This is a genomic window from Nocardia asiatica NBRC 100129 (assembly GCF_000308415.1).
GTDB classification, from domain to species: domain Bacteria; phylum Actinomycetota; class Actinomycetes; order Mycobacteriales; family Mycobacteriaceae; genus Nocardia; species Nocardia asiatica.
Genome location: NZ_BAFS01000279.1, coordinates 41,270 through 65,753, shown reverse-complemented (window position 1 = coordinate 65,753; position 24,484 = coordinate 41,270). Strand labels below are relative to the sequence as shown.

The window sequence follows — 24,484 nt, the reverse complement described above, 5'->3', positions numbered from 1 at the left end:
CAGGTTCTGTGACAGGTAGCCGACGGCGCGGTACACCGCCTGCACGTCCCAGTCCTTGAACACGCCGGTGCCCTTGACGTTGCCGGTGCCGTCGAGCTGGGTGCGCTCGGTGCGCAGGCCGACCACCTTGCCGTTCTCGCCGAGCACTTCGGCGGGGGATTCGAAGAAGTGCAGGAACAGCTTGTGCGGCCGGTCGCCCGCGTCGCGGATGGCCCACTGCTCGAGGGTGTTGGCGACCATGTCGACCTGCTTGGAGTGCCTGCGCGCGGCTTCGGAGCCCTCGTCGTAGTCGATGTCCTCGGGGTCGACGATGACTTCGATGGTGGGCGAGTGGTCGAGTTCGCGCAGCTCCAGCGGAGTGAACTTGGCCTGGGCGGGGCCGCGGCGGCCGAAGACGTGGACCTCGACGGCCTTGTTGGCCTTCAGGCCCTTGTAGACGTTCGGCGGGATCTCCGTCGGCAGCAGTTCGTCGCCGGTCTTGGCCAGCACGCGAGCGACGTCCAGGGCGACATTGCCGACGCCGAGGACGGCGACCTTCTCCGCGTCCAGCGGCCAGGTGCGCGGCACGTCGGGGTGGCCGTCGTACCAGGAGACGAAGTCGGCGGCGCCGTAGGAGCCGTCCAGATCGATGCCGGGGATCGGCAGGGCGCGGTCGGCGTTGGCGCCGGTGGAGAAGATCACCGCGTCGTAGAAGGCCCGCAGGTCGTCGAGGGTGATGTCGGTGCCGTAGTCGATATTGCCCAGCAGGCGCACCTGCGGCTTGTCCAGCACCTTGTGCAGGGCGGTGATGATGCCCTTGATGCGCGGGTGGTCGGGCGCGACGCCGTAGCGGATCAACCCGAACGGCGCGGGCATGCGCTCGTACAGGTCGATGCTCACCTCGGCGTCGGACTTCATCAAGGCGTCGGCGGCGTAGATCCCGGCCGGTCCGGCGCCCACGATCGCGATGCGGAGCGGGCGGTTACCCGCGGTGTGCGCGTCATGCCCGGAGGAGGAAGCCTGCGTCCCCACGGAGGGCTCGCGAACACCGCCATCCGATACTGCACTCTGTTCGGTCATCTCTTACGCGCACCTTATGGTCGAAACAATTAATGACGTCTGGCTTAGCTTAGGCTAAGTTGACGCACCGGCTCGGTCGCACCCTTCCGATGCGGACGCCGGCGTCGCCGGCTCGTGGCTGCACGGTGCTCCGTTCGCCGCGGCGTGGAGCTGCCGATTCGCTGTGACAGCAGGCCGCCTGTCCGCGATTCTATCGGGATGGTCGATCCCACCCCTCGGCGGTGCGTGCACTCGGCGGATGCCATCGGTGGTCACAGTCGTCGCGTACCCGCTTCCGCGCCGCCTATCGCGGCCGCCCGGACCCAGCCGTTCCCGCCGTCGTGCCGAGCGGGGGGTCGAGCGCCGGATACCGGCGCCGACCAGGGATCATCGAACCATGAGCGAGCAGCAGCCGACCGCGGGCGGGAACGAGGTCATCCGGGTCGACCAGACCGACAAGCGCTCCGTCGCGCCGTTCGTCGCGGCCGCGATCCTGGCCGCGATCGTGCTGATCGCGATCGTGCTCGGCGGTGTGCTCTCGCCCGCTGAGAAAAAATGTCACAGAAGCCGAGCGCATCGCGGCGGCGGTCGCCAATTTCGTGGACGGCTCCAACCGCAGCGACGCCGTGCCGCCGCCCGGCACCGCCTGCCAGGGTTTCGACCCGAGCCGCTCGCCGCTGGCGGGCCAGGACGGAACCGGAAAGCCGGTCGAGATCACGAAAATCGACATCCCCATGGTGGACGGCGATCGGGGCAAGGCGACGGTGACCACGAAGGTGGACGGGCGGGAGGCGACCTCGGTCTGGAACTTCACCAGGTCCGGCGGCAAGTGGCTGGTCTGCACCTGAGCGTTCGCGCAGGGTGCGCCACCGTTTGACAGGGTGACCCGGCTCGGTGCAATCTCAGTCGAAGGTCATGAGAACCAGCGTCAAGCCCCGGCATTGCTGGTCGGCAACCCTCCTCCGCGGTGGGGTGCTCCGGGTGACGACCTGGCGGCGCCTCGGTCCCGGGCGCGGCAAGTGCGGATTCGCAGGAGGTGCACATGAGTTATGCCGGTGACATCACTCCACAGCAAGCGTGGGAGCTGCTGCGGGACAACCCCGAAGCCGTCCTCGTGGACGTGCGGACGGAAGCGGAATGGAAGTTCGTCGGCGTCCCCGACACGAGCTCCATCGAACGGCCGACCGTGCTGATCGAATGGGTCGACTCGACGGGCACGCGCAACGCGGCGTTCGTCGAGCAGTTGAAGCAGGCGCTCGACGGGCACGACCCGGACGCTCCCGTCGTCTTCCTCTGTCGCTCCGGTCAGCGTTCGGTGGGCGCGGCGATCGCCGCCACGTCGGCGGGTTACCGCACCTCCTACAACGTGCTCGAGGGCTTCGAGGGCCCGCTCGACGAGTTCGGGCATCGCGGCGGCGCCGGCTGGCGCGCCCTCGGATTGCCCTGGCGGCAGTCGTGATCACCGGCGGCGCGTTCGACAAGCCGCTGCCCGAAGGCGTCGGTCCCGCGACGCTCGGCGTGCGCGGCGGGCTGCGGCGCTCCGGCTTCGAGGAGACCGCCGAGGCGCTCTATCTGACCTCCGGCTTCGTCTACGAGAGCGCCGAGGCCGCCGAGGCCGCGTTCACCGGCGAGGTCGAGCACTTCGTCTACTCCCGCTACGGCAATCCGACCGTGGCCATGTTCGAGGAGCGGATGCGCCTGCTCGACGGCGCCGAAGCGTGCTTCGCGACCGCGAGCGGCATGTCCGCGGTGTTCACCGCGCTGGGCGCGCTGCTGAGCGCGGGCGATCGGCTCGTCGCCGCGCGCAGCCTGTTCGGCTCGTGCTTCGTGGTGTGCAACGAGATCCTGCCGCGCTGGGGGGTGGAGACCGTCTTCGTCGACGGCGAGGATCTCGACCAGTGGGAGCAGGCGCTGTCGACGCCGGCCCAGGCGGTGTTCTTCGAGACGCCCGCCAATCCGATGCAGACGCTGGTCGACGTGCGCCGGGTGACCGAGCTGGCGCACGCGGCGGGCGCGAAAGTGGTACTGGACAACGTGTTCGCCACGCCGCTGCTGCAACGCGGCTTCGAACTCGGCGCCGACGTGGTGGTCTACTCGGGCACCAAGCACATCGATGGGCAGGGCCGCGTGCTGGGCGGCGCGATCCTCGGCGCCCAGGACTACATCGACGGCCCGGTGAAGACGCTGATGCGTCATACGGGGCCGGCGCTGAGCCCGTTCAACGCGTGGACGCTGCTCAAGGGCCTGGAGACGATGCCGCTGCGGGTGCGCCATTCGGCGGAGTCCGCCCTGCGCATCGCCCGGTTCCTGGAGAGCAACCCGGCCGTCAGCTGGGTGCGGTACCCGTTTCTGGAATCGCATCCGCAGCACGCGCTGGCCACCGGCCAGATGAGCGCGGGCGGCACCGTGGTCACCTTCGAGCTGAACGCGCCTGAGCACGAGGCGAAGAAGCGCGCTTTCGAGGTACTCGACCGGTTGCGCATCGTCGACATCTCCAACAACCTCGGTGACGCGAAGACCCTGATCACGCATCCGGCCACCACCACCCACCGCGCCATGGGCCCCGAAGGCAGGGCCACCATCGGCCTGACCGACGGCGTGGTGCGCATCTCGGTGGGCCTGGAAGACGTCGAAGACCTCCTCGAAGACCTCGACCACGCCCTCTCCTGATCCCGGAACCGTCGCGCGATCGGTCAGCCGATCCACACGGTGACGCCGGGTGACGACGGTGCGCCGTGCAGGATCAAGTGGCTCGCGACGTCGTCTTTCTTATCGTTCTTCTTGCCGTTCTTGTTCTTGCCGGGCAGGTCGAAGGCCAGCCGGATCGTACTGACGCGGCCGGGAGCCAGGCGCGCGGAGGCACCGCCGGGCGAGTTGAGTTCGGCGGTGACCGCCGCGTCGGGTGGGACGGAGCGGCCGCCGGTGGTGACCAGCCGCTGATCGGCGACGACAAGGGTCTGTTCGCGGTCGGACACGTTGGTGACAGTCAGCGTCACGATGGTGTGGGTATCGCCTGCGGTTGTCGCGTCGGAGGCCACGCCGGTCACGGTGAAAGCGAAGTTTCCGTCGCGCACCGCAGGACCTGGATTCGCGGCCTGCCCGCCGGCCGAGGGCAGCGAGGTATCGGCCGACGTGGCGGCTTCGCTGGTCATCGGACCCGCGACAGGTGCGGACCCGAAATCGATGCCGCTTCCGAGCAGCCACAACCCCACCGCGGCGACGAGCGCCGCTCCGGCGGCGACGGGTATCCATCGGCGCGACCGATGATCGCGTTGCCCGGCCGGAGCGGCTGCCCGAACCTCGGCCGTCGGGGGCGTCGGGGTGGCGGCCGTCAGCATCCGAGTGGCCGGGTGGCCGGCCGGTGCCGTGGGACGCGTGACAGGCGGGGCCGGTAGCACCGCCGCGGACCGGGCCAGGGCAGCCGAGGCCGCCGCGGCGAAATCCCCCGCGCTGCGGTAGCGTGCGTCCGGCTCCTTGGCCATCCCCCGGGCTATGACGGCGTCGAGTGCGGCCGGGACGTCACGGGCAGCCCGCGCGGCACGCGGCGGTTCGCTCCTCAGGTGCGCGTGCATCTGCTGAGCCGGATCGCCGTCGCCGTAGGGCGGTTTTCCGCTGAGGGTTTCGTAGAGCACGCAGGCCAGCGAATAGACATCGGACCGGGCGTCGACCGTGCCGGTGAATCGCTCCGGCGCCATGTACCCCAGCGTGCCGACCACCAGCCCGGTAGCGGTGAGCGCGGTGCTGTCGGCGGCACGGGCGATACCGAAGTCGATCAAATACACGAAACCGCTGGTGTGCAGGAGGATGTTGCCCGGCTTCACATCGCGGTGCACGAGTCCGGCCGCGTGCGCGGCGTCCAGCGCCTCGGCGACCTGGACGATGACGTCGACGGCCCGATCCGGTGGCAGAGCGCCCGATTTCAGGCGGGTGCCGAGATCGACGCCCTCGATATAGGCCATCTCCAAGAACAGGTGGCCGTCGACCTCGCCGAAGGCGTGGATAGGCACGATGTGCGGATTGCGTACCCGGGCGCTCAACCGCGCCTCGCGCTCGAAGCGCTGTCGATAGAGCGAATCGGCGGTGTACGCCGCTGACAGCACCTTGAGTGCGACGGCGCGCCCCTCGTGGTCGAGTGCCAACCACACCTCGCCCATGCCGCCGCGGCCCAGTAAGCGTTCGAGAGAATAGTTCCCGAACGTGCCGCCGGGGCTCTGCACGACCATGCCTCGACCGTATCGCCGGGGTTCGTCGGTAGCGCAGGCGGGCCGGTCGTGCTGCACATGCTCGTGGGCGCGGAGCGTCCGGCGGCTGGTCAGGCCTCGGCGGCCCGTTCGATGTCGGCGAGATGGGCGATGTTCGCCTGATCGTCCGGTGACGAGCTGGGTTCGGTGGTGAACCAGGCGTCGAGGATTTCGCGCAGTTCCGCGCTGGAGGTCGATCGCAGGCTCAGGGCCAGGACGTTGGCGTCGTTCCAGGTGCGGGCGCCCGCCGCGGTCGAGGCGTCCGCGCAGAGGGCGGCGCGCACGCCGGGGACCTTGTTGGCCGCGATCGAGGCGCCGGTGCCGGTCCAGCAGCAGACGATCGCCTGGTCGGTGTGGCCGGAGGCGACGTCACGGGCCGCGGCCTCGCTGGCCCACGCCCAGTCGTCGCGTTCCGCGTCGGACAGCGCGCCGTGCGGCACGATCTCGTGGCCGCGTTTGCCCAGTTCGGCCACCAGTTCCTCGGCCACCCCGACCCGCTCGTCCGCCGCCACCGAAATTCGCATGCTCCCAGGGTAGGTGCGTCGCGCCGGGGTGTCGTCCTGCTTCCGGCTCGGCACGGCATTGACAGTATGCTGTCAAATGTGACAGCATACTGTCATGGCAATGAAGACAGTGCACATGGCCGTTTACGACACCCTCGCCGACTGGGAGGTGGGCGCGGCCACCGCGCACATCAACAAGCCGAGCTGGCATCGGGAGCCGGGTACGTGGCAGGTGAAGACGGTCGGCCCGAGCGCGGCTCCGGTCACCACGATGGGCGGGATGCGCATCGTGCCGGACGTCGTGCTCGCCGATCTCACGCCCGCCGACAGCGCGATGCTGATCCTGCCGGGGGCGGAGACCTGGGAGGGGACGGAACTGGACCCGTTCACGCACAAGGCGCGCGAGTTCGTCGCGGCCGGTGTCCCGGTCGCCGCGATCTGCGGCGCGACGTTCGGCCTGGCCAAGGCGGGCTTGCTGGATACCCGCAAGCACACCAGCAATGTCGCGGAACTCCTGCTCTACAGCGGGTATTCGGGCGCCGACCACTACGTCGACGCGCCTGCCGTCACCGATGGGGACGTCATCACCGCCAGTGCGAGCGCGCCGTTCGAGTTCGCGCGCGAGGTGCTCGGCAGGCTCGGTGTGTACGAGCCGCACGTGCTGGAGGGTTGGTATCGGCTGTTCGCGCACGCCGATCCGGCCGGATGGGCAGTGCTCGCGGAATACGACGCGCAGCATGCGTGAACGAGCGCGAGCCTCGGAAGGTACCGCATGACCGGCGATCAGGAGCTGTTCGCCACGGCGGCGATCACGTCGTTCCGTTTGAACGGCCAGTTCCTCGCGGTGGCCGAGGAACTGGCGCGACCGGCGGGTCTGACCGCCGCTTGGTGGCAGGTGCTCGGGGCGGTGCTACGCGCGCCGCTGCCCGTCGCCGGGATCGCTCGCGAGATGGGCATCACCCGCCAGAGCGTGCAGCGCATCGCGGATCTGCTGGTGGACAAGGGACTCGCCGAATACCGTCCCAACCCCGCGCACCGCCGGGCGAAACTCGTCGCGGTCACCGAAGCGGGCCTGGCCGCGGTGCGCCGCATCGACCCGCAGCACAAGGTTCTGTCCGAGCGGCTCGCGGACGAACTCGGTCACGAGCAGCTCGCGCTCACCGTGGCGGTGCTCACCGAGCTGTCCGCCGCGATGGACGCGATCACCGCGGATCAGCCGGTCAGTCGGTGAACGGGGAACCGGTCTTGCCGATCAGGTCGGCGACGGAGTCCACCACCATTGTGGGGCGGTAGGGGTAGGCCTCGAAGGACGCGCGGGTGGAGATGCCGGATGTCACCAGGATGGTGCGCATGCCCGCTTCCAGGCCGGAGATGACGTCGGTGTCCATCCGGTCGCCGATCATCACCGTCGACTGGGAATGGGCGCCGATGCGGCGCAGCGCCGAGCGCATCATCAGCGGGTTGGGCTTGCCGACGTAGTACGGCTCGCGGCCGGTGGCGCGGGTGATCAGCGCGGCCACCGAGCCGGTCGCGGGCAGCGAGCCGTCCCGGGACGGGCCGGTCGGGTCGGGGTTGGTCGCGATGAAACGGGCGCCGCGCTCGACCAGCCGGATCGCGGTGGTGATCGCCTCGAAGGAGTACGTGCGGGTCTCGCCGAGGACGACGTAGTCCGGGTCGCTGTCGGTCAGCACGTAGCCGATCTCGTGCAGCGCGGTCGTGAGCCCGGATTCGCCCACCACGTATGCGGTTCCGTTGGGCCGCTGGTCGTCGAGGAAGGTGGCGGTGGCCAGCGCGGAGGTCCAGATGGCCGATTCCGGGATGTCGAGTCCGGTGTGGCGCAGCCGCGCCTGCAGATCGCGGGGGGTGCGGATCGAATTGTTGGTCAGCACGAGGAATGGCGTGTCGTTGGCGCGCAGTTCGGCGAGGAACTTGTCCGCGCCCGGGATGAGGTGGTCCTCGTGCACCAGCACGCCGTCCATATCGGTCAAGTAGGACAGGATCGGCTCGTCGTCTGCGGTCACGCGGCCATTATCCGCTATCGGCGGGCGACCGAAACCGGAGCGACCGGTACCGGTCGAACGAGCGCGCCGCCGCGAAGACCATCCGCGCCGGGCCGTCGGCGTGCGAGCCGGCAGCGTTGGCTACTGTCGAGGACGGATCGCGATGGCGGCGAAACGAAACGCGAGGAGCGTGGCAGATGAGCGGACTCAAGCTCGGATACAAGGCATCAGCGGAGCAGTTCGGCCCCCGCGAACTCGTCGAGATCGCGGTGCTGGCCGAGGAACACGGCCTCGACAGCGCCACCGTGAGCGACCACTTCCAGCCGTGGCGGCACAAGGGCGGGCACGCGCCCTTCTCGCTGGCCTGGCTGGCCGCGGTCGGCGAGCGCACCCAGCGCATCCAGCTCGGCACCTCGGTGCTCACCCCGACCTTCCGCTACAACCCCGCGGTGATCGCCCAGGCGTTCGCCACCATGGGCTGCCTGTACCCGGACCGCGTCATGCTCGGGGTAGGCACCGGTGAGGCGCTCAACGAGATCGCCACCGGGTACACCGGCGAATGGCCCGAATTCAAGGAGCGTTTCGCGCGCCTGCGCGAGTCCGTAGACCTGATGCGCGCCCTGTGGACCGGTGACCGCGTCGACTTCGACGGCCAGTACTACAAGACCGTCGGCGCCTCCATCTACGACGTGCCCAAGGGCGGCATCCCGGTCTACGTCGCCGCGGGCGGGCCGCTGGTCGCGCGGTACGCGGGCCGCGCGGGCGACGGGTTCATCTGCACCTCGGGCAAGGGCATGGACCTCTACACCGAAAAGCTGATGCCCGCTGTCGCCGAAGGCGCGGCGAAGGCGGGCCGCAGCGTCGACGACATCGACCGGATGATCGAGATCAAGCTCTCCTACGACACCGATCCGGAACTGGCCAGGGAGAACACCCGGTTCTGGGCCCCGCTCTCGCTCACCGCCGAGCAGAAGCACAGCATCACCGACCCGATCGAGATGGAAGCCGCCGCCGACGCGCTGCCGATCGAACAGATCGCCAAGCGCTGGATCGTCGCCAGCGACCCCGATCAAGCGGTCGAGCAGATCAAGCCCTACCTCGACGCCGGCCTCAACCACCTGGTCTTCCACGCCCCCGGCCACGACCAGCGCCGCTTCCTCGACCTCTTCCAGCGCGACCTGGCCCCGCGCCTGCGCGCCCTGGCCTGACGTCCCCGAGCGGCACACCACGCCGCGAGTCCGCTCGGCCGACGGCGTGGTGCGCCTCGTGGGTCATGCCCGGTGAAGGGCGAAAATGCGCAGGTCGCGGGTGGTGCGCGTGCGGTAGGCGGCGTAGGCGCCGGTGATGTCGACGAAGCGTTGGAAGATCGGGTCCTTGTCGGAGTCTTCGACGGGGGTGGCGGTCACCGGGATGCGTTCGCCCGCGATGGCGACTGTCGCCGTCGGGTTCGCCAGCAGATTCGCGGTCCAGGCCGGGTGATGCGCCTGGCCGAAATTGCTGCCGATCACATAGAGGGTGTCGCCGTCGTGCACGTACAGCAGGGGCTGGGTGCGCGGCTGCCCGGATTTGCGGCCGATGGTGGTGAGCAGGATGACCGGCGCGCCGATCGGGCCGAGCACGGTGTACTTCGCGCCGGTGCGTTCCAGGACCGCCCGGTCCAGCGGCGTGATGGCGCGGACGAGCCGGGAGCCGATCTTCGTCGCCGCGAATCTACTTGCCGTGCGAGCGAATAGGGTGGTGCGCGAGCCCCACTGCCGATCCGGGAAATGCTCAGCCATGACCGGACTATAGCGGCGCGGACGACCGGCCACGGCGACTTCCCGCCGTGACGGGCCGCCGCCACGGTATGGCCCGTCGCCACGGCATGGTCCGTCGCCATCGCGTGGCACCCCGATATCGCGGGGGTGCGATGGCTCCGCGCCGCACGACCGGCCACGCGCTGTGCGCGGCGAGTGACGACCGTCGCGCAGCGCGGCCCGGTTGCCGCTGGTTCACTAAGCTCTCGGACATGGCCGACAACGCTCCATCCGCCGTGTACATCGCCTCGCCCGAAGGCGACACCGGTAAGTCGACGGTGGCCCTCGGGGTACTGCAGACGCTGTGCGCGACGACCGCGCGGGTCGGGGTGTTCCGCCCGATCACGCGCTCGACCACCGAGCCCGACTACATCCTCGAGTTGCTGCTCGAGCACAGTACGGCGGACATCGACTACGCGCAGGCGATCGGCACCACCTACGAGCAGGTGCACGCCGACCCGGATGGCGCGATCAGCGAGATCGTGCTGCGCTACCACGAGGTCGCCAAGCTGTGCGACGCCGTGGTCGTGGTCGGCAGCGACTACACCGACGTGGCCAGCCCCAGCGAGCTGCGCTTCAACGCGCGGATCGCGGTCAACTTGGGCGCGCCGGTGCTGCTGGTGCTGCGCGGCGCGGAACGCACGCCGGAGGAGGTGCGGCAACTGGCCGAATTGTGCGCGTCCGAACTGGTTCACGAGCACGCGCAGCTGGTCGCCATCATCGCCAATCGTTGCGCCCCGGAGGGACTGGAGCAGGTGTGCGCGGCGCTGCGCGACTTCGGCGTCCCCTCGTGGACGTTGCCCGAAGTGCCGTTGCTGATCGCGCCCACCATGGCCGAGCTGTGCGCGGCCGTCGACGGTGAGATGTACAGCGGCGACCCGGAACTGCTGCACCGGGAGGCGCTGAAGATCATGGTCGGCGGTATGACGGCCGAGCACATCCTGGAACGGCTGGTCGAGGGCGTCGTCGTGATCGCGCCGGGCGACCGGTCCGACGTGCTGCTGAGCGTCGTCAACGCGCATGAGGCGGAAGGCTTTCCGTCGCTGTCGGGGATCATCATGAACGGCGGCCTGCTGCCGCATCCCGCGGTGGCGCGGCTGATGACCGGTCTCAAGCCAAAGCTGCCGATTCTCACCACCGACCTGGGCACCTACGACACGGCGGGAGCGGCCTACCGCACCCGCGGCCGGATGTCCGCGGGCAATCCGCGCAAGGTCGACACGGCCCTGGCGTTGATGGAGGAACACGTCGACGCGGTAGAGCTGCTGCGGCGCATCGACGTCCCACCCAGCTCGGTGGTCACGCCGCAGATGTTCGAATATCAGCTGATCGAGCGCGCGCGAGCCGATCGCAAACGCATCGTGCTCCCCGAAGGCGACGACGACCGCATCCTGCGCGCGGCGGGGCGGGTGCTCCAGCGCAAGATCGCCGACCTGGTGATCCTCGGCGACGAGATCACCGTGCGGGCCCGCGCCGCCGAACTCGGGGTGGACATCTCCGCCGCCGAGGTGCTCGACCCGCGCCGCTCCGGCTACCTGGAGGAGTTCGCCGCCGAATACGCCGACCTGCGCAAACACAAAGGCATGACGCTCGAGCGGGCCCGCGAGACGGTGGCCGACATCTCGTATTTCGGCACCTTGATGGTGTACAAGGGGATCGCCGACGGCATGGTCTCCGGCGCGGCGCACACCACGGCGCACACCATCCGGCCGTCGTTGGAGATCATCAAGACGGTGCCGGGGGTCTCCACCGTCTCCAGCGTGTTCCTCATGTGCCTGGCCGACCGGGTGCTCGCCTACGGCGATTGCGCCGTCGTGCCGGACCCGACCGCCCAGCAGTTGGCCGACATCGCGGTGTCCTCCGCGGCGACCGCCGACCGCTTCGGCATCGAACCCCGAGTCGCGATGCTGTCGTATTCGACCGGGGAGTCGGGCAGCGGCGCGGACGTGGACAAGGTGCGCGTCGCGACCAAGCTGGTGCGGGAGCGCGCGCCGGAACTGCCGGTGGAAGGGCCGATCCAATACGACGCCGCGATCGAACCGACCGTCGCCGATACCAAACTGCCCGATTCGGAGGTCGCCGGGCGCGCGACCGTGTTCGTGTTTCCCGATCTCAATACCGGCAACAACACCTATAAGGCGGTGCAGCGCAGCGCGGGTGCGATCGCGATCGGACCGGTGCTGCAAGGTTTGCGCAAGCCGGTCAACGACCTCTCCCGCGGCGCGCTGGTGGCCGACATCGTCAACACCGTGGCGATCACCGCGATCCAAGCGCAGGGGAGCTGATGCGCGCGGTCCGCTCCGGCGCGAACGGCCGCGCCGTGATGGTGATTGCGGAGCGAAGCGCGGGAGGCGTGATGGGCAAGGCGGCGCGAAACCGAGTGCTGGTGATCAACTCCGGCTCGTCGTCGATCAAGTACCAACTCCTGGACCCGGAGTCGAGCGTGGTCGCCGCCTCCGGGATCGTGGAGCGCATCGGCGAGGACGACAGTGCGATCGAGCATCGCGCCGAAAGCTCGACCACCGAGCGCCGGGTGGCGATCGCCGACCACACCGCGGGCCTGCGCCTGGTGTTCGAGACGTTCGCCGCGACGGGCCACGATCTGGAAGAGGAAGGCGTACGGGCGGTGGGGCACCGGGTGGTGCACGGGGGCGAGGTGTTCTACCGGCCCACGCTGATCGATGACGACGTGGTCGCCACGATAGCCGATCTCGCCGCACTGGCCCCGCTGCACAATCCGGCCAACCTCGCCGGAATCGAGAGCGCGCGTGCGCTGTTGCCGGGCGTGCCGCAGGTCGCCGTGTTCGACACGGCGTTCTTCCACGGCCTGCCCGCCGCCGCAAGGACCTACGCCATCGATGCCAAAGTCGCCGCCGCGCACGGCATCCGGAAGTACGGCTTCCACGGCACCTCACACGAATACGTGTCCGGCCGCGTGGCCGAGCTGCTCGGGCGCGACCCGTCCGAGGTCAACCAGATCGTCTTCCACCTCGGCAACGGCGCGTCGGCTTCGGCCATCCGCGGCGGGCGTCCGGTGGACACGAGCATGGGCCTCACGCCGCTGGAAGGGCTGGTGATGGGCACCAGGCCGGGCGATCTCGACCCCGGCATCGTCGCGCATCTGGCGCGGTCAGCGCATCTGGACATCGATCAGATCGACACCCTGCTCAACCGGGATTCCGGCCTCAAAGGACTGTCCGGGGTGAACGATTTCCGTGAACTGCGGCGCCGAATCGACAGTGGCGACGAGGCGGCGCGGCTGGCCTACGAGGTGTACATCCATCGCCTGCGCCGCTATCTCGGGGCGTATCTGATCGAACTCGGCGGCGTCGACGCGATCACCTTCACCGCCGGGGTCGGGGAGAACAGCCCGCAGGTGCGCGCCGACGCGTTGGCCGGTCTGGCCCGGTTCGGGATCGAAGTCGACCCGGCGGCCAATGCCACGGGCGATCGCACCGCCCGGCGGATCTCCCCGCCGGACACGCCGGTCGCGGTGCTGGTGGTGCCCACGAACGAGGAATTGGCCATCGCCCGCGCCGCGCGGCGGGTGGTCGAGCGGCTCGACTAGATCCAGGTCTTCGCGCGAATCGAATTGGCCAGGTCGACCAGGGCGTAGCGATGCTTGCGATCGGGCGCCCCGCGAGCCAGGGTGCGCAGATTCGCCTCGGCTCCCGCCCGCAGTTCCCGTTCGGTGAACGGTGTGCCGAACAGCGTGGCGTCGGGGCGCTTGGGCACGTTGCCCGCTTGCAGCCACGCCAAGGCCGCGCCGAGGACCAGCACCCGCATCTGCACCGCGCGGCCCTCGCCCGCGGGCAGGCTCAGCACCCGCGACGCCGAGATGTGCAGGGTGGCCTCGTCCAGGTCGGCGACCGGCTCGGCGGTGAGCATGAACAGCACGGCGGTCATCCGCGCGGTGGTGAAATGCCGCGACGCGGCGGGCACGGCGTCCAGCGCCTGCACGGCCTGGTTCACCCGGCCGTCCGCGGCCAGCTGCCTGGCCAGCCCGAAGGCGGCGCTCACCACGGTGCGATCGGTGCGCCACACCGTCTCGTACGCCTTCTCCGCGTAGGCGCGCCACTGTTCGGGGTCCGGCGAATCCCAGTGCTGCAAGATGAGTTCGGCGGTGGCGGCGAGTGCGAGCTGAGGCGCGAGTTCGCCGGGAAGCACCCGGAAGACTTCGTCGAAATTCGTGAAAGCGCGCTCGAACTCGCGGTCGAGCAATTGGGCCATACCGCGATACCAGCCCACCCGCCACTCCCTTTGGGGTAGCCGGGCGAGCAGATCCAGGACGGTGGCCGACTCGCGCAGATCCAGCCGCACGCGCGCCTCGGCCAGGGTGAGTTCCAGGTCGAGCGTCTCCGGGGCGTTGCCCGGGTCGGCGTCGGCTCGATCGCGGGCGTCGCGCAGTGCCTCCAGGGCGTGCGCGGGCTCCGGATGCACCGCCGCCGCGAGCAGGGGCGCCGACGGCTCGGCCGGGTCCAGCAGCGGGATCGGCAATGCCGCCACCACATCGAGGGCGTCGAGCAAGCTGCTGCGCGGCCGCCCGTCGGCATACGCGTCGGTCTGACTGATCAGCTCCTCGGTGCCGAAACCGGTCCGCGGCGGCGTGAACACGGTGGACAGCTGTGGATGCTCGGTCTCGGTCTCCAGCGCGAGGATCTTCCGCAGCACGCCCGACAGCTGGGCGGACATCGCGCGGGCGGAAGGGAAGCGGCGCTGTGGATCCGGGTCGGTGGCGCAGAGCAGCAGCCGGTGCAAGGACTCGTAGCGCGCCAGCACCGGCTCGTCCGCCGGGTCGGGCAGACCGTCGAGATAACGTCCGTGCTCCGAGGGCATGTTCAGGGTGAGCACGGCCAGCGTGCGCCCGACGGTGTAGATGTCCGAGGCGACGGTCGGACCGGTGCTCGCGACCTCCGGGGCCTGGAAGCCTCTGGTGCCGTACAGGTTCCCGTACGCCTCGATGGTGGCGACGGCGCCGAGGTCGATGAGCTTGACCTGGTCCTCGGTGACCATGACGTTGTCGGGCTTGAGATCGTTGTAGGTCAGCCCGGTCGAGTGCAGGTAGTCCAGCGCGGGCAGGATCTCCAGCAGGTAGGCGATCGCCTCGGTCACCGGCATGCGGTTCGGGCGTTCGTAGGCGTCGAGGATGTCGCGCAGCGACCGGCCGCCCACGTACTCCATGACGATGTAGCCGACCGGTGTGCCGTCCGGACCGGTGTGCTCGACGAAGTTGTAGATCCTGACGATGCTGGGATGCGCCACCTCGGCGAGGAATTGGCGCTCGGCCATGGCGACGGCCTGCGCTTCGGCGTCGCCGGTGTGCAGCAGGCCCTTCAGCACGACCCAGCGGTCGCTGACGTTGCGGTCGATCGCCAAGTAGATCCAGCCGAGCCCGCCGTGGGCGATGCAACCTTGGATCTCGTACTGCCCCGCCACCATGTCGCCGGGCCGCAGCGTGGGGCGGAAGTCGAAAGGCGAGTCGCAGGTCGAGCAGACGCCCGCCGTGGTCGCGGGCCGGGTCGCCGTCGCCCGGCCGACCGGCTTGCCGCAGCGCCAGCAGAACCGCCTGCCCTCGGAGACCACCGCGTCGGTGAGGACGGCGTCGCGCGGGTCCGCGGGCGTCACCGTCGGGATCGGCACCAGCCCCGCGCCGAGCCGCCGCACCGAAGGACGGGTCCGCGCGGTGCGCACGCTGCGCCCGGAGGTGCGCAGCGGCGCGGACGCGGGCTCGGACGTCGCCGCGCGGGTATCGTCCTGCCCCGCCGCCTCGGTCCACGCCGCCGTCCCCCGATCGTCGCGTGCTGCCACCGTGCCGGGACCGTCGTCGCCGCCGGTGGAACGCGTCGGTTCCCCGACATCCTGGTCCGCGTCGGACGGCGCTTGCTCCAGCTCGGACGGGTCGGGATCCGGCTCGCGTTGCCGGGCTGCTGTGCCCGCGGTGTGCACACGGCGCAGCTGCATGCGGGTGGCGTCCGGGTCTTCTTCCGCTCCTGCGGCGCTCGATTCGCCGGCGCCGCCCGGTGTTCCGGTCGAGCCGTCGTCCGTGCTCGCGTTCGGGCCGAAATCCGCGCGCGGTCCTTCCGGCGCGGCGCCGCCCGGACGATGCCCGGCCAGCCCGGTGAGGCCGCCCTCGAACACATCGGCCGGACCCGGCCGTCCCGTGGCGATGTCGTCCGGGTCGGGCTCGGGGGCGGGCCGTGTGCTCATTCGCCCGTCAGTCCTGATAAGTGGGGGCGGGCGGGGCGGGAACGGGGCCGAGCGAGGGGAGGTACTTCTGATATAGACCGACCCACGTGCCGTCGTTGCGGATGCGTTCCAGCGTGCCGTTGACGAAACGGACCAGATCGTCGTTGCCCTTGGGGATGCCGATGCCGTACGGCTCCTCGCTGATGCTGCCGCCGACCAATTCGGTGTACGGGTCCTGCGCGGCGAGTCCGGCGAGGACGGCGTCGTCGGTGCTGACCGCGTCCACTTGGCGCTGCTGCAGCACGACCAGGCAGTCGGCCCAGCTGGGCACGGTGAGGATGGTCGCGGCGGGCTGGTCGCGGCGGATGTGCTCCAGCGACGTGGTGCCGGAAACGATGCAGACCCGCCGACCGGCGAGATCGGCCAGACTGCGGATCCCGGAGTTCTTCACCGCGAGCACGCGCTGGTTCGCGTGCAGGTAGACGGTGGAGAAGGCGACCTTCTCCCGGCGCTCGCAGTTGATCGTCATGGTCTTGGCGACCAGGTCGACGGTGCGATTCTGCAACGCCGCCTCGCGTTCGGCGGAACCCAGGCTGCGGAACTCGATCAGATCCGGGCTGCCGAGCAGGTCGCGGGCCACCTCCCTGGCGATGTCGGCGTCGAAGCCGACGATGGCGCCGGAGACCGGGTCGCGGTAGCTGAACAGATTGCTGCCGGTGTCCAGGCCGACGAGCAACCTGCCACGCGCCCGGATCGCATCGATCGTCGGGCCGCGCGCGGCGGTCCCCGCTCCGGTCGGGCGCAGGCTGGCGGTCGGGTCACCGCATCTCGGCGTGCCCGGCGCCGGCGGGACGGGAGAATCGGTGAACACCGGAACGGCTTTGGCGGGCAGCGGCGGATCGGTGTAGACGGGCGACTTGGTCGGCGTGGGCGCACTGGAATCGCTCGTACAGCCGCTCGCCAGTGCGGCCACGACGAGGACGGCCAGAATCCCGCGTGCGGATCTCATCGGTACTCCCGAAGCCGGGGCCACATGCCGAGTCCGACATAGCATGCCGCCAGGATGCCGAGGATCATCGCTCCGGCGCCCAGGAAGTCCAGCACGCGCGCCGCCTGTGAGATCCTGTCGCGCAGCGTGTCCCTGGTCGCGGTGATGCCTTGCTCGAGCGAACGGTCCAGCGCCTCCACCTGCACGGTGGCGTCCGCGGCGCCGGGACCGGTCGCCACCACGGCCGCGCTGTTGAAATCGCCCTTGGCCAGCGCGTCGTTCATGCGCTGATGCGCCACCCGCCAGCGCGCCAGCGCCGGAACGGCGTTGCGCACCTCACCCGCCGCGGGGGCGGAAGCGGGGTAGTTGCCCAGCAGATCGGCCAGGCGCTCGATGTCCGCGTCGTAGGTGCGGTCGTAATCGCCGGTGGCGTCCCGGCGCACCAGCTTCAACGTCTCCGCTGCGCGCGCCTGCTGCGCCAGGATCCGGCTCTCGGTCAGCCGCGAGGCCGGCACCGCGCCGTCGTCGCGGGCGCTGATCATCGACGTCGCCGACACCGAGCCCGCGATCACCGTCCAGGCCAGCAGGATCAACATGGCCGCGGAGGCGAACAGCAGGCCCGGATTGAGCACGCGCCGCCAGCGGCGCGCCAGATCCCGCTGCACCCAGACCAGCGCGCCGAGGGTGAGGATCAGCAGGCCGATCGCGGACCACGGTGGGCGCACGTGGTTGCGCTGCGCCGCCGTCACCGCCGCCGAGCGATGGTTGTGTAATTCCTCGGCCATCGGCAGGAGCGTCGTCTGCATCTGGTTGGACGCCTCGCTCAAATACGCGGCGCCGACCGGATATCCGCTGCGATTGTTCGTTCGTGCGGTTTCCACCAGACCCGAGTACACCGGCAGGCCGGTAACTATGCCGGTGCGCAGCCGGGCATCCGAATCCATCGCCGGGTTCGGCCCGGCGGCACGGTCGGATCGGGTCACCAACTCCGCGGCCGCCTCGCCCATCGCCTGGGTGTAGCGGTCGCGCACCGCCTGCGGTTCCAGGCCGCCCGCGATGAAGGCGGTGCTGGCGGCGGCGTCGGCGATCGACAGCGAGGTGTAGAGCCGATGCGCCGAGTGCGCGTCCGGCTCGGTCTCGTAGAGCAGCACGTCCAGGCCCTGCTGCCGGTCGCCCACCGTCGCGGCGGTCATCGAGCCCGCCGCCAGGCACAGGCCGATGAGCAGCAGGCCGAGCGCGATCAGCCGCCCCGGTGAGGAATTGACGAAGGAACGCAGGTTGGCCAGGTCGAGTCGTTCGCGCACCACCGCGACGCTCAGCCCGACCGGGATGTCCCGACCGGCGGGCTCGGGCGCGGACGACGGCCGGAGTTCGGCCGTCGTCGGCTCGGAGCTAGCCATGTCCACCTCCCCAGTTTGGGCCGCGTGCGCGGATTTCTCGACGGCTGGACCGAGAATCCGATCGACCCGTGCGTGTTGGTGCGGAGTTTATTGTGGTCGTACGGGCGCCGCGGCGTGTGAAACACCCCCGGTTGGGAGGAAACGGGGTGGGGCACGGTCGTAGCAGGACGAGGATGGGTACGAGATGCGTGGTGACGGTGACGGTTGGTGGCGTGGCCCCGACGGATTGCGGCACTGGGGTCGCTTCGGCGCCGCCGGACTTCTCCTGCGCGCTCCGCTCGGCGGCGGTCGCTCGGCGGTGCTGCTGCAACACCGCGCTCCCTGGAGTCATCAAGGCGGCACCTGGGCGTTGCCCGGCGGGGCCCGCGACAGCCACGAGACGCCCGTGCACGCGGCGGTTCGCGAGGCATGGGAGGAGACGGGCATCGACCCCGCCGACGTCCGGGTGCGCGGCGAGCGGGTGACGGCCTCGGCCCTGAGCGGCTGGACCTACACCACCGTCGTCGCCGACGCGGTGATGGCCCTCCCGACCACCGGCAATCGCGAGAGCACCGAGCTGGCCTGGGTTCCCGAGGACGAGGTGGAGGCGCGTCCGCTGCACCCCGGCTTCGCCGCCTCCTGGCCGGCCCTGCGCGCCGCGCCCGCCCGGGTGCTGCTCGCCGAGGTCGGCGACGACCGCGCGGTGGCCGCCGCGCTGCCGCGCACCCTCGACCTCGCCGACCTCGGCTTCGTGTGGCTGCATTCGGATCCGGCCGGACCGGGCGACTACGCCAGGATCGTCGACGAGCCGGGCACGCACGTGGCGGAGCCCGCGCCGAACGGGAACACGGCGGTGGAGACCGCGCTCTCGTTCACCCGCGGGCAGTTGCTTTCCTGACCGCGGCGCTCACGCGTTCGCCAGCAGCGCCGTCTTCAGCTCGCGTGCCGCGGCTTCCGGATCGCGCGCCTCGGTGATCGCTCGCACCACGACGACCCGCCGGGCCCCGGCCTCCAGCAGTTGCGCGAGATTGTCGGCGTTGATCCCGCCGATCGCGAACCAGGGCCGGGTGGGATGGGCCTCCGCGGTCGAGCGGACCAGTTCGGGGCCCGCCGCCTGCCTGCCGGGTTTGGTGGGGGTCGGCCAGATCGGGCCGGTGCAGAAGTAATCGATGTGCTCATCGATCGCGGCGAGTCCGGCTTGCGCGCGATTGTGGGTGGAGCGTCCGATCACCACGTCGGGCCCGAGGATGCGGCGGGCGTACCAGGGCGGTAGGTCGCCCTGACCGAGATGCAGCACGTCGGCGCCCGAGGCGAGCGCGATGTCGGCGCGGTCGTTGACCGCGATCAGCGCGCCGTGCCTGCGCGCGGCGGCTTTCAGCTCGGCCAGCGCGCCGAGTTCGGCCCTGGCCTCCAGCGGGCCGAACTGGGCTTCGCCCGGTGATCCTTTGTCCCTGAGCTGGATGATGTCGACTCCGCCCGCGAACGCCGCTTCGGCGAACTTGGCCAGATCGCCCTTCTCCCGGCGTGCGTCGGTGCAGAGATACAGCCGCGCGCTCGCCAGACGCTCCCGCGGCGAGGCGGGTCGATTCGGGTGGGAGGGTTGCACGCCTTCGACGGTAGCCGCGCTACCGTGGGGATGCGAAACAGGAGGCAGGTGGATCGGATGCGGACTCTGGCCGTCGTCGGTGGCGGCGCCGTCGGGCTCGCCGTGGCATGGCGGGCCGCGGAGGCCGATTGGTCGGTCACCCTGTTCGATTCGTCCGTCGCGAGCGGCGCTTCCTGGGTCGCCGGGGGCATGCTCGCGCCGCTGTCGGAAGGCTGGCCGGGCGAGGACCGGGTGCTCGCGTTCGGCGCGGCCTCGCTGGCCCGCTGGCCCGAGTTCGCCGCCCGCCTGACGGCCGCGACCGGTGTGGCGGTCTTCGTCGCCGACCACACGATGACCGTCGCGCTGGACGCGGCCGACGCCGCCGACCTGCGCACCGTGGCCGACTGGGTCGGTGCGCGCGGGCACGAGCTGCGCCTGCTGGACCGCGCCGGAGTGCGGGAGCGGGAACCGAGCCTGGCGCGATCGGTGCGCGCGGGGCTGCTCGCACCCGCCGAACCCGCGATCGACAATCGCGAGCTCGTCGGCGCGCTGCGGCGGGCGGCCGAAGCGGCGGGGGTCACGATGCGCGCCGAATCCGTGGACTCGCTGCGGGACCTTCCGCACGACCAAGTCGTGCTCGCCGCGGGCGCCGCGTCGGCGAGGCTGTGGCCCGAGCTGCCGGTCCGGCCGGTCAAGGGCGAGATCCTGCGCCTGCGGCACCGGCCCGGGGTCGCCCCCGCGCCGCGCGGCGTGATCCGCGCCCGGGTGCACGGGCGGCCGGTCTACCTGGTGCCTCGGCCCGACGGGATCGTCGTCGGAGCCACGCAGTACGAGGCCGGTTTCGACACCGCGGTCACCGTCGCAGGCGTCCGCGACCTGATCGCCGACGCGGAGGCGGTGTTCCCCGGCATCGGCGAATACGAGCTCGCCGAGGCGAGCGCCGGTTCCCGGCCGGGCAGCCCGGACAACCTGCCGCTGATCGGCCGGCTCACCGACCGGATCGTCGCGGCCACCGGACACGGCCGCAACGGCATGTTGACCCTGCCGCTCACGGTGGACGCGGTGGCGAGCCTGCTCGGCGGGGCAACGCTGCCCGAAGCGGAAGTAGCCGATCCGCAACGCTTTTCGACGACTGTAGGAGGAATCCGATGACACTGTCATCCGTCCCCATCGGTGTCACGGTGAACGGTGACGAGCACGAGTTCGCCGAGCCGCTCACCGTGCGCGAGCTGCTGAACCGCCTCGAGCTGCCGTGCCAGGGCGTCGCGCTCGCGGTGGACGGCGCTGTGTTCCCCAAGTCGCGCTGGGACGAACCCGTCGGGCGCGGCTGGCAGATCGAGGTGCTGACGGCGGTCCAAGGTGGCTGAGGCGGCTGAGGCGGCTGAGGCGGCGACGGCATCCGGGCGGGCCGACGCCCCGCTGCGGATCGCCGACCGCGAGTTCGGTTCCCGGCTGATCATGGGCACCGGCGGCGCGGAGAACCTCGCGGTGCTGGAGGAGGCGCTGATCGCCTCCGGCACCGAGCTGACCACCGTGGCCATGCGGCGCATCGATGCCGCGGGCGGCACCGGCGTTCTCGACCTGTTGAAGCGGCTGGACATCGCGCCCCTGCCGAACACGGCGGGTTGCCGTACGGCGGCCGAAGCGGTGCTCACCGCGCAGCTGGCGCGCGAGGCGCTGGAGACCGACTGGGTGAAACTCGAGGTGGTCGCCGACGAGCGCACCCTGCTGCCCGACCCGATCGAACTGCTCACCGCCGCCGAACAACTCGTCGACGACGGGTTCGTCGTGCTGCCCTACACCAACGACGACCCGGTGCTGGCCCGCCGCCTGGAGGACGCGGGGTGCGCGGCGGTGATGCCGCTGGGCGCGCCCATCGGCACCGGCCTCGGCATCGGCAACCCGCACAACATCGAGATGATCGTCGCGGACGCGCAGGTGCCGGTCATCCTGGACGCGGGCATCGGCACCGCGAGCGACGCCGCCCTCGCCATGGAACTCGGCTGCTCGGCGGTCCTGCTCGCCACGGCCGTGACAAGGGCACGCCACCCCGAACTGATGGCCGCCGCCATGGCGGACGCGGTCCGCGCCGGATACGCGGCGCGCTTGGCGGGGCGTATCCCGAAACGGTTCTGGGCCCAGGCTTCGTCACCAGCGCTGTGACGGGTTCGCCCGCGATCGTCTACGGGTCGCCGCCGGTGCGACGCACCGCAGTCGCGCTTCCGACGGCCGCGGGCGCCACGCCACGTCGGCGGCGGGCTCAGCCGTTGACGAAGGTGAGGCTCGTCGCGTCGTAGCGGGTGCCCGCGATCTGCTCGGGCGGGGCGGCGGCCTCGATGGCGGCGAGGTCCTCGGGAGACAGCTCGACGGTCAGTGCGGCGAGGTTTTCCTCCAGATACCGTTGCCGCCGGGTGCCGGGGATGGGCACCACGTCCTCGCCCCGGTGCTGCACCCAGGCCAGAGCGAGCTGGCCGGCGGTGACTCCTTTCGCCTCGGCCAGTTCGTTGAGTTTCGCGACGATCGTCAGGTTCCGTTCGAGATTGCCCTCGGCGAAACGCGGCTGGCTGCGCCGCACGTCGGTCTGCGCCAGCCCCTCGACCGAGCTGTACCTGCCGGTCAGGAATCCGCGTCCGAGCGGGGAGAAGGGGACCAACCCGATGCCGAGCGCGCGGCACACCGGGGCGATCTCCGCCTCCAGGTCCCGGGTCCACAGCGACCACTCGCTCTGCAGCGCGGCGATCGGATGCACCGCGTGCGCCCGCCGGATGGTCCGCGCGCCCGCTTCCGACAGCCCGAGGTGGCGAACCTTTCCGGCGCGCACCAGCTCGGCCATGGCCGCGACGGTCTCCTCGATCGGCACCTGCGGGTCGACCCGGTGCAGATAGTAGAGGTCGATGTGGTCGACTCCGAGCCGGCGCAGCGACGCTTCGCACGCCTGCCGCACGTACGCGGCGTCGCCGCGGATCCGGGTGGGCTCACCCAGGCGGTTGGCGAAGCCGAATTTCGTGGCCAGCACCACCTCGTCACGGCGGCCCGCGACAGCACGCCCGATCAACTCCTCGTTGTGCCCGGCGCCGTAGAAGTCGGCGGTGTCCAAAAGGGTCACCCCCGAGTCGAGGGCGTGGCGCAACGTCGCGATCGATTGCTCGTCGTCCGCGGCGCCGTAGGCGTGACTCATGCCCATGCATCCCAAACCCTGCGCGGAGACAGTCAATCCGCCGAGCTGCCGAGTGGGAACGTCGATCATGTTGCTGATACCTCCTGGATTCGAATTCGTCGCCGCCGACGCTAAAAGCTGGAGCGCACTCCATGTCAACCGCGCGCGAACGCATCGGAATTCGAGTGCCGCGGTCCCGACCCGACCGAGAGGTGGGCGCAGTCGCCGTCTCGACGCGGTGCCGCCGGTCATAGCGGCTGTGCTCCGGAAAGGAGGTCGATCCGCGAGATCGCCAGCCGTTCGGTTCGTCCGCGCACAGCCGAAATTATCAGTGGCGCAGTACTTCTCGTGCTTCCCTCGACGGCCGGCCGGGTCAGCGGTGGTAGCGGGCGCGGGCGCGTTGGTATGCGGTGTCGAGGAGGTCGCGAATCTGTTCGCTGGTTCGGGTGGCGGGGTTCACCACCGCGAGCCAACCTGCCGAGCCGTAGACGGGGTGGGGGATGACGGTATCGGTGACGCTGTGGTCGAGGTCGGCGGGCAGTTCTCGGGGGGTGTGGCCGGTCCACTGGGTGAAGGCTTCTTTTCCGGCGGCGATGTTGACGCGGAACGCGTCCGGGCGGTCCAGGCGGGAACCTTCGTCGCCTGGGTAGTTCTTCGTCACGATGGTGGCGAAGGGCTGAGTGGCCTTCGGTACGACGCCGCTGGGTGAGTAGTAGAAGAACGTATCGCCCCAGCTGATCTCGGGGGAGCCGTCGCGGGGTTCCGGGCGCAGGGTCAGGACGCCGTCGAGGGCGGACACGTAACCGATGATCTCGTCGATGCTCATGTGCTCCAGCGTTTCATTAAAGTGCATGTGGAGACTTCGACGCGGATATCGAGGAACAGCAGGGTGGTAACTCTCAACTCGTCCATGCGCACCGTCGATGTCGCGCGGCGTGCCGGGTATTCGGTGCAGCAGATCCGCAATCTGGAGCGGGACGGGGTGCTGCCGCCCGCGTCTCGCACGGCGGCGGGCTATCGCGGATACGGGGAGATCCATGTGCGTTCCGCGCTGGCCTACCGGGCGCTGGCGGCGGGCGTCGGCCCCGTCGAGGCGAAGCGCATCGTACGGACCGTGCACGACCGCTCGATCGCCGAAGCGCTGGTCCTTCTCGACGCGGCGCACGCCCGGCTCCACCGCGAGCGGGCGGATCTCGAACTGGCGAAGCGGGCGGCCGCCGCGATCTCGGCCGAGCCGATCGAAGACGTTCGCCCGTCGGATTCGATGAGCGTGTCCGAACTCGCCGCCGCGCTGGGCGTACGGCCGTCGACACTGCGGCACTGGGACGCCGAGGGCCTTGTCGTTCCGGACCGCGTCACCGCGCACGGAACGCGACGGTACGCACCGTCGCAGGTTCGGGATGCCCGGATCGTGCACCAGCTCCGCAGAGCGGGCTATCGCGTCGACACCCTCCGGATCTTGCTGCCGGAGCTGCCGCGCGGCCAACGATCCGAGGACCTGGAAGCCGCGCTGTCGGCCCGGGACGCGAGCATCACGGCTCGCTCCCGCGCCCTGCTCGACGCGGCCGCCGCGCTCGCCGCCCTGCTCGCGGCGAACCCGCTTCCCTGATC

At 70.5% G+C, this 24,484-nt stretch carries 24 protein-coding genes and 1 riboswitch; of the genes, 13 read left to right on the top strand and 11 right to left on the bottom strand.

Annotated features, from left to right (window positions below):
* On the bottom strand, positions 1-1,059 hold a 1,059-nt coding region (locus ON27_RS27285; protein WP_245560191.1), incomplete at its 3' end, for an FAD-dependent oxidoreductase.
* 509 nt (positions 1,060-1,568) lie between these two features.
* On the opposite strand from ON27_RS27285, the gene ON27_RS27275 reads away from it, so the two are divergent.
* The 3 genes from ON27_RS27275 (at position 1,569) to ON27_RS27265 (ending at position 3,708) form a co-directional block, all read left to right on the top strand.
* Positions 1,569-1,886 (top strand): Rv0361 family membrane protein, encoded by a 318-nt coding sequence (locus ON27_RS27275; protein WP_157227360.1) that lies wholly within the window; start codon positions 1,569-1,571, stop codon positions 1,884-1,886.
* A 63-nt stretch (positions 1,887-1,949) separates the two neighbouring features.
* Positions 1,950-2,066: riboswitch (SAM riboswitch) on the top strand.
* A 14-nt stretch (positions 2,067-2,080) separates the two neighbouring features.
* Positions 2,081-2,497: a rhodanese-like domain-containing protein gene (locus ON27_RS27270; protein ID WP_043733937.1), complete on the top strand. Its 417-nt coding sequence runs from the start codon at positions 2,081-2,083 to the stop codon at positions 2,495-2,497.
* Positions 2,494-3,708 (top strand): O-succinylhomoserine sulfhydrylase, encoded by a 1,215-nt coding sequence (locus tag ON27_RS27265; protein WP_043733936.1) that lies wholly within the window; start codon positions 2,494-2,496, stop codon positions 3,706-3,708. The genes ON27_RS27270 and ON27_RS27265 overlap by 4 nt, the downstream gene beginning before the upstream one ends.
* 23 nt (positions 3,709-3,731) lie before the next feature.
* Here ON27_RS27265 and ON27_RS27260 read toward each other — a convergent pair whose 3' ends face one another.
* Both ON27_RS27260 and ON27_RS27255 read right to left on the bottom strand, forming a co-directional pair.
* On the bottom strand, positions 3,732-5,261 hold the full coding sequence (locus ON27_RS27260; RefSeq protein ID WP_051047031.1) for a serine/threonine-protein kinase: 1,530 nt from the start codon (positions 5,259-5,261) through the stop codon (positions 3,732-3,734).
* 89 nt (positions 5,262-5,350) lie between these two features.
* Complete coding sequence (locus ON27_RS27255; RefSeq protein WP_043733935.1) at positions 5,351-5,803, bottom strand: RpiB/LacA/LacB family sugar-phosphate isomerase; 453 nt, start codon at positions 5,801-5,803, stop codon at positions 5,351-5,353.
* 100 nt (positions 5,804-5,903) lie between these two features.
* Between ON27_RS27255 and ON27_RS27250 the strand changes: the two genes are divergently transcribed.
* Positions 5,904-6,527 (top strand): type 1 glutamine amidotransferase family protein, encoded by a 624-nt coding sequence (locus ON27_RS27250; protein ID WP_043733961.1) that lies wholly within the window; start codon positions 5,904-5,906, stop codon positions 6,525-6,527.
* A 27-nt stretch (positions 6,528-6,554) separates the two neighbouring features.
* Entirely contained in the window at positions 6,555-7,013 is a 459-nt protein-coding gene (locus ON27_RS27245) for a MarR family winged helix-turn-helix transcriptional regulator (RefSeq protein ID WP_043733933.1), read from the top strand.
* Here ON27_RS27245 and ON27_RS27240 read toward each other — a convergent pair.
* Complete coding sequence (locus ON27_RS27240) at positions 7,003-7,761, bottom strand: HAD-IIA family hydrolase (RefSeq protein ID WP_174377886.1); 759 nt, start codon at positions 7,759-7,761, stop codon at positions 7,003-7,005. The genes ON27_RS27245 and ON27_RS27240 overlap by 11 nt on opposite strands.
* 218 nt (positions 7,762-7,979) lie before the next feature.
* Here ON27_RS27240 and fgd point away from each other — a divergent pair, with 218 nt between their 5' ends.
* Positions 7,980-8,990, top strand: a complete 1,011-nt coding sequence (fgd, locus tag ON27_RS27235; protein ID WP_043733930.1) for a glucose-6-phosphate dehydrogenase (coenzyme-F420) — start codon at positions 7,980-7,982, stop codon at positions 8,988-8,990.
* A 63-nt stretch (positions 8,991-9,053) separates the two neighbouring features.
* Here fgd and ON27_RS27230 read toward each other — a convergent pair whose 3' ends face one another.
* Positions 9,054-9,560 carry a nitroreductase/quinone reductase family protein gene (locus ON27_RS27230; RefSeq protein WP_043733929.1) on the bottom strand — a complete coding sequence of 169 codons (507 nt, stop codon included), beginning with the start codon at positions 9,558-9,560 and terminating at the stop codon, positions 9,054-9,056.
* A gap of 230 nt (positions 9,561-9,790) precedes the next feature.
* Here ON27_RS27230 and pta point away from each other — a divergent pair, with 230 nt between their 5' ends.
* Together pta and ON27_RS27220 are read left to right on the top strand one after the other, a co-directional pair.
* Positions 9,791-11,863 (top strand): phosphate acetyltransferase, encoded by a 2,073-nt coding sequence (pta, locus tag ON27_RS27225; RefSeq protein ID WP_043733959.1) that lies wholly within the window; start codon positions 9,791-9,793, stop codon positions 11,861-11,863.
* Between the two features lie 71 nt (positions 11,864-11,934).
* Positions 11,935-13,146, top strand: coding sequence for an acetate kinase (locus ON27_RS27220; protein WP_043733957.1), 1,212 nt, complete (start codon positions 11,935-11,937; stop codon positions 13,144-13,146).
* Here the strand turns inward: ON27_RS27220 and ON27_RS27215 are convergent.
* From ON27_RS27215 to ON27_RS27205, 3 genes are read right to left on the bottom strand one after another with little or no spacing between them, the layout of a single operon-like run.
* Positions 13,143-15,785 (bottom strand): serine/threonine-protein kinase, encoded by a 2,643-nt coding sequence (locus tag ON27_RS27215; RefSeq protein ID WP_245560187.1) that lies wholly within the window; start codon positions 15,783-15,785, stop codon positions 13,143-13,145. The genes ON27_RS27220 and ON27_RS27215 overlap by 4 nt on opposite strands.
* 7 nt (positions 15,786-15,792) lie before the next feature.
* On the bottom strand, positions 15,793-16,773 hold the full coding sequence (locus ON27_RS27210; RefSeq protein WP_043733928.1) for a glutamate ABC transporter substrate-binding protein: 981 nt from the start codon (positions 16,771-16,773) through the stop codon (positions 15,793-15,795).
* Positions 16,770-18,152, bottom strand: a complete 1,383-nt coding sequence (locus ON27_RS27205) for a GlnX family signal transduction membrane protein (RefSeq protein ID WP_043733953.1) — start codon at positions 18,150-18,152, stop codon at positions 16,770-16,772. The genes ON27_RS27210 and ON27_RS27205 overlap by 4 nt, the downstream gene beginning before the upstream one ends.
* Positions 18,153-18,336: 184 nt before the next feature.
* Between ON27_RS27205 and ON27_RS27200 the strand changes: the two genes are divergently transcribed.
* Positions 18,337-19,029, top strand: a complete 693-nt coding sequence (locus ON27_RS27200; RefSeq protein WP_043733927.1) for an NUDIX hydrolase — start codon at positions 18,337-18,339, stop codon at positions 19,027-19,029.
* A 9-nt stretch (positions 19,030-19,038) separates the two neighbouring features.
* On the opposite strand, the gene thiE is transcribed toward ON27_RS27200, so the two are convergent.
* On the bottom strand, positions 19,039-19,737 hold the full coding sequence (thiE, locus tag ON27_RS27195; protein ID WP_043733926.1) for a thiamine phosphate synthase: 699 nt from the start codon (positions 19,735-19,737) through the stop codon (positions 19,039-19,041).
* A gap of 57 nt (positions 19,738-19,794) precedes the next feature.
* Between thiE and thiO the strand changes: the two genes are divergently transcribed.
* From thiO to ON27_RS27180, 3 genes are read left to right on the top strand one after another with little or no spacing between them, the layout of a single operon-like run.
* Positions 19,795-20,868, top strand: coding sequence for a glycine oxidase ThiO (thiO, locus tag ON27_RS27190; protein WP_174377885.1), 1,074 nt, complete (start codon positions 19,795-19,797; stop codon positions 20,866-20,868).
* Positions 20,865-21,083, top strand: coding sequence for a sulfur carrier protein ThiS (gene thiS, locus ON27_RS27185; RefSeq protein WP_043733924.1), 219 nt, complete (start codon positions 20,865-20,867; stop codon positions 21,081-21,083). The genes thiO and thiS overlap by 4 nt, the downstream gene beginning before the upstream one ends.
* Positions 21,076-21,879: a thiazole synthase gene (locus tag ON27_RS27180; protein WP_051047030.1), complete on the top strand. Its 804-nt coding sequence runs from the start codon at positions 21,076-21,078 to the stop codon at positions 21,877-21,879. Before thiS ends, ON27_RS27180 begins: the two co-directional genes overlap by 8 nt.
* A 97-nt stretch (positions 21,880-21,976) precedes the next feature.
* Here ON27_RS27180 and ON27_RS27175 read toward each other — a convergent pair whose 3' ends face one another.
* Together ON27_RS27175 and ON27_RS27170 are read right to left on the bottom strand one after the other, a co-directional pair.
* Positions 21,977-22,963 (bottom strand): aldo/keto reductase, encoded by a 987-nt coding sequence (locus tag ON27_RS27175; RefSeq protein ID WP_043733923.1) that lies wholly within the window; start codon positions 22,961-22,963, stop codon positions 21,977-21,979.
* Positions 22,964-23,246: 283 nt separating this feature from the next.
* Complete coding sequence (locus ON27_RS27170; RefSeq protein WP_043733921.1) at positions 23,247-23,699, bottom strand: DUF6194 family protein; 453 nt, start codon at positions 23,697-23,699, stop codon at positions 23,247-23,249.
* A gap of 84 nt (positions 23,700-23,783) precedes the next feature.
* Here ON27_RS27170 and ON27_RS27165 point away from each other — a divergent pair, with 84 nt between their 5' ends.
* Entirely contained in the window at positions 23,784-24,482 is a 699-nt protein-coding gene (locus tag ON27_RS27165) for a MerR family transcriptional regulator (protein ID WP_043733920.1), read from the top strand.
* Positions 24,483-24,484 lie beyond the last annotated feature (2 nt).

Excerpts from the sequence above, each read along its gene's own strand:
- ON27_RS27210 (WP_043733928.1), bottom strand. The coding sequence starts at position 16,773 with ATGAGATCCGCACGCGGGATTCTGGCCGTCCTCGTCGTGGCCGCACTG.
- ON27_RS27205 (WP_043733953.1), bottom strand. The coding sequence starts at position 18,152 with ATGGCTAGCTCCGAGCCGACGACGGCCGAACTCCGGCCGTCGTCCGCG.
- ON27_RS27250 (WP_043733961.1), top strand. The coding sequence starts at position 5,904 with ATGAAGACAGTGCACATGGCCGTTTACGACACCCTCGCCGACTGGGAG.
- ON27_RS27200 (WP_043733927.1), top strand. The coding sequence starts at position 18,337 with ATGCGTGGTGACGGTGACGGTTGGTGGCGTGGCCCCGACGGATTGCGG.
- ON27_RS27220 (WP_043733957.1), top strand. The coding sequence starts at position 11,935 with ATGGGCAAGGCGGCGCGAAACCGAGTGCTGGTGATCAACTCCGGCTCG.
- ON27_RS27245 (WP_043733933.1), top strand. The coding sequence starts at position 6,555 with ATGACCGGCGATCAGGAGCTGTTCGCCACGGCGGCGATCACGTCGTTC.
- ON27_RS27170 (WP_043733921.1), bottom strand. The coding sequence starts at position 23,699 with ATGAGCATCGACGAGATCATCGGTTACGTGTCCGCCCTCGACGGCGTC.
- ON27_RS27260 (WP_051047031.1), bottom strand. The coding sequence starts at position 5,261 with ATGGTCGTGCAGAGCCCCGGCGGCACGTTCGGGAACTATTCTCTCGAA.
- ON27_RS27270 (WP_043733937.1), top strand. The coding sequence starts at position 2,081 with ATGAGTTATGCCGGTGACATCACTCCACAGCAAGCGTGGGAGCTGCTG.
- ON27_RS27230 (WP_043733929.1), bottom strand. The coding sequence starts at position 9,560 with ATGGCTGAGCATTTCCCGGATCGGCAGTGGGGCTCGCGCACCACCCTA.
- ON27_RS27215 (WP_245560187.1), bottom strand. The coding sequence starts at position 15,785 with ATGAGCACACGGCCCGCCCCCGAGCCCGACCCGGACGACATCGCCACG.
- ON27_RS27255 (WP_043733935.1), bottom strand. The coding sequence starts at position 5,803 with ATGCGAATTTCGGTGGCGGCGGACGAGCGGGTCGGGGTGGCCGAGGAA.
- thiO (WP_174377885.1), top strand. The coding sequence starts at position 19,795 with ATGCGGACTCTGGCCGTCGTCGGTGGCGGCGCCGTCGGGCTCGCCGTG.
- pta (WP_043733959.1), top strand. The coding sequence starts at position 9,791 with ATGGCCGACAACGCTCCATCCGCCGTGTACATCGCCTCGCCCGAAGGC.
- ON27_RS27175 (WP_043733923.1), bottom strand. The coding sequence starts at position 22,963 with ATGATCGACGTTCCCACTCGGCAGCTCGGCGGATTGACTGTCTCCGCG.
- ON27_RS27165 (WP_043733920.1), top strand. The coding sequence starts at position 23,784 with ATGCGCACCGTCGATGTCGCGCGGCGTGCCGGGTATTCGGTGCAGCAG.
- thiS (WP_043733924.1), top strand. The coding sequence starts at position 20,865 with ATGACACTGTCATCCGTCCCCATCGGTGTCACGGTGAACGGTGACGAG.
- ON27_RS27240 (WP_174377886.1), bottom strand. The coding sequence starts at position 7,761 with ATGGACGGCGTGCTGGTGCACGAGGACCACCTCATCCCGGGCGCGGAC.
- fgd (WP_043733930.1), top strand. The coding sequence starts at position 7,980 with ATGAGCGGACTCAAGCTCGGATACAAGGCATCAGCGGAGCAGTTCGGC.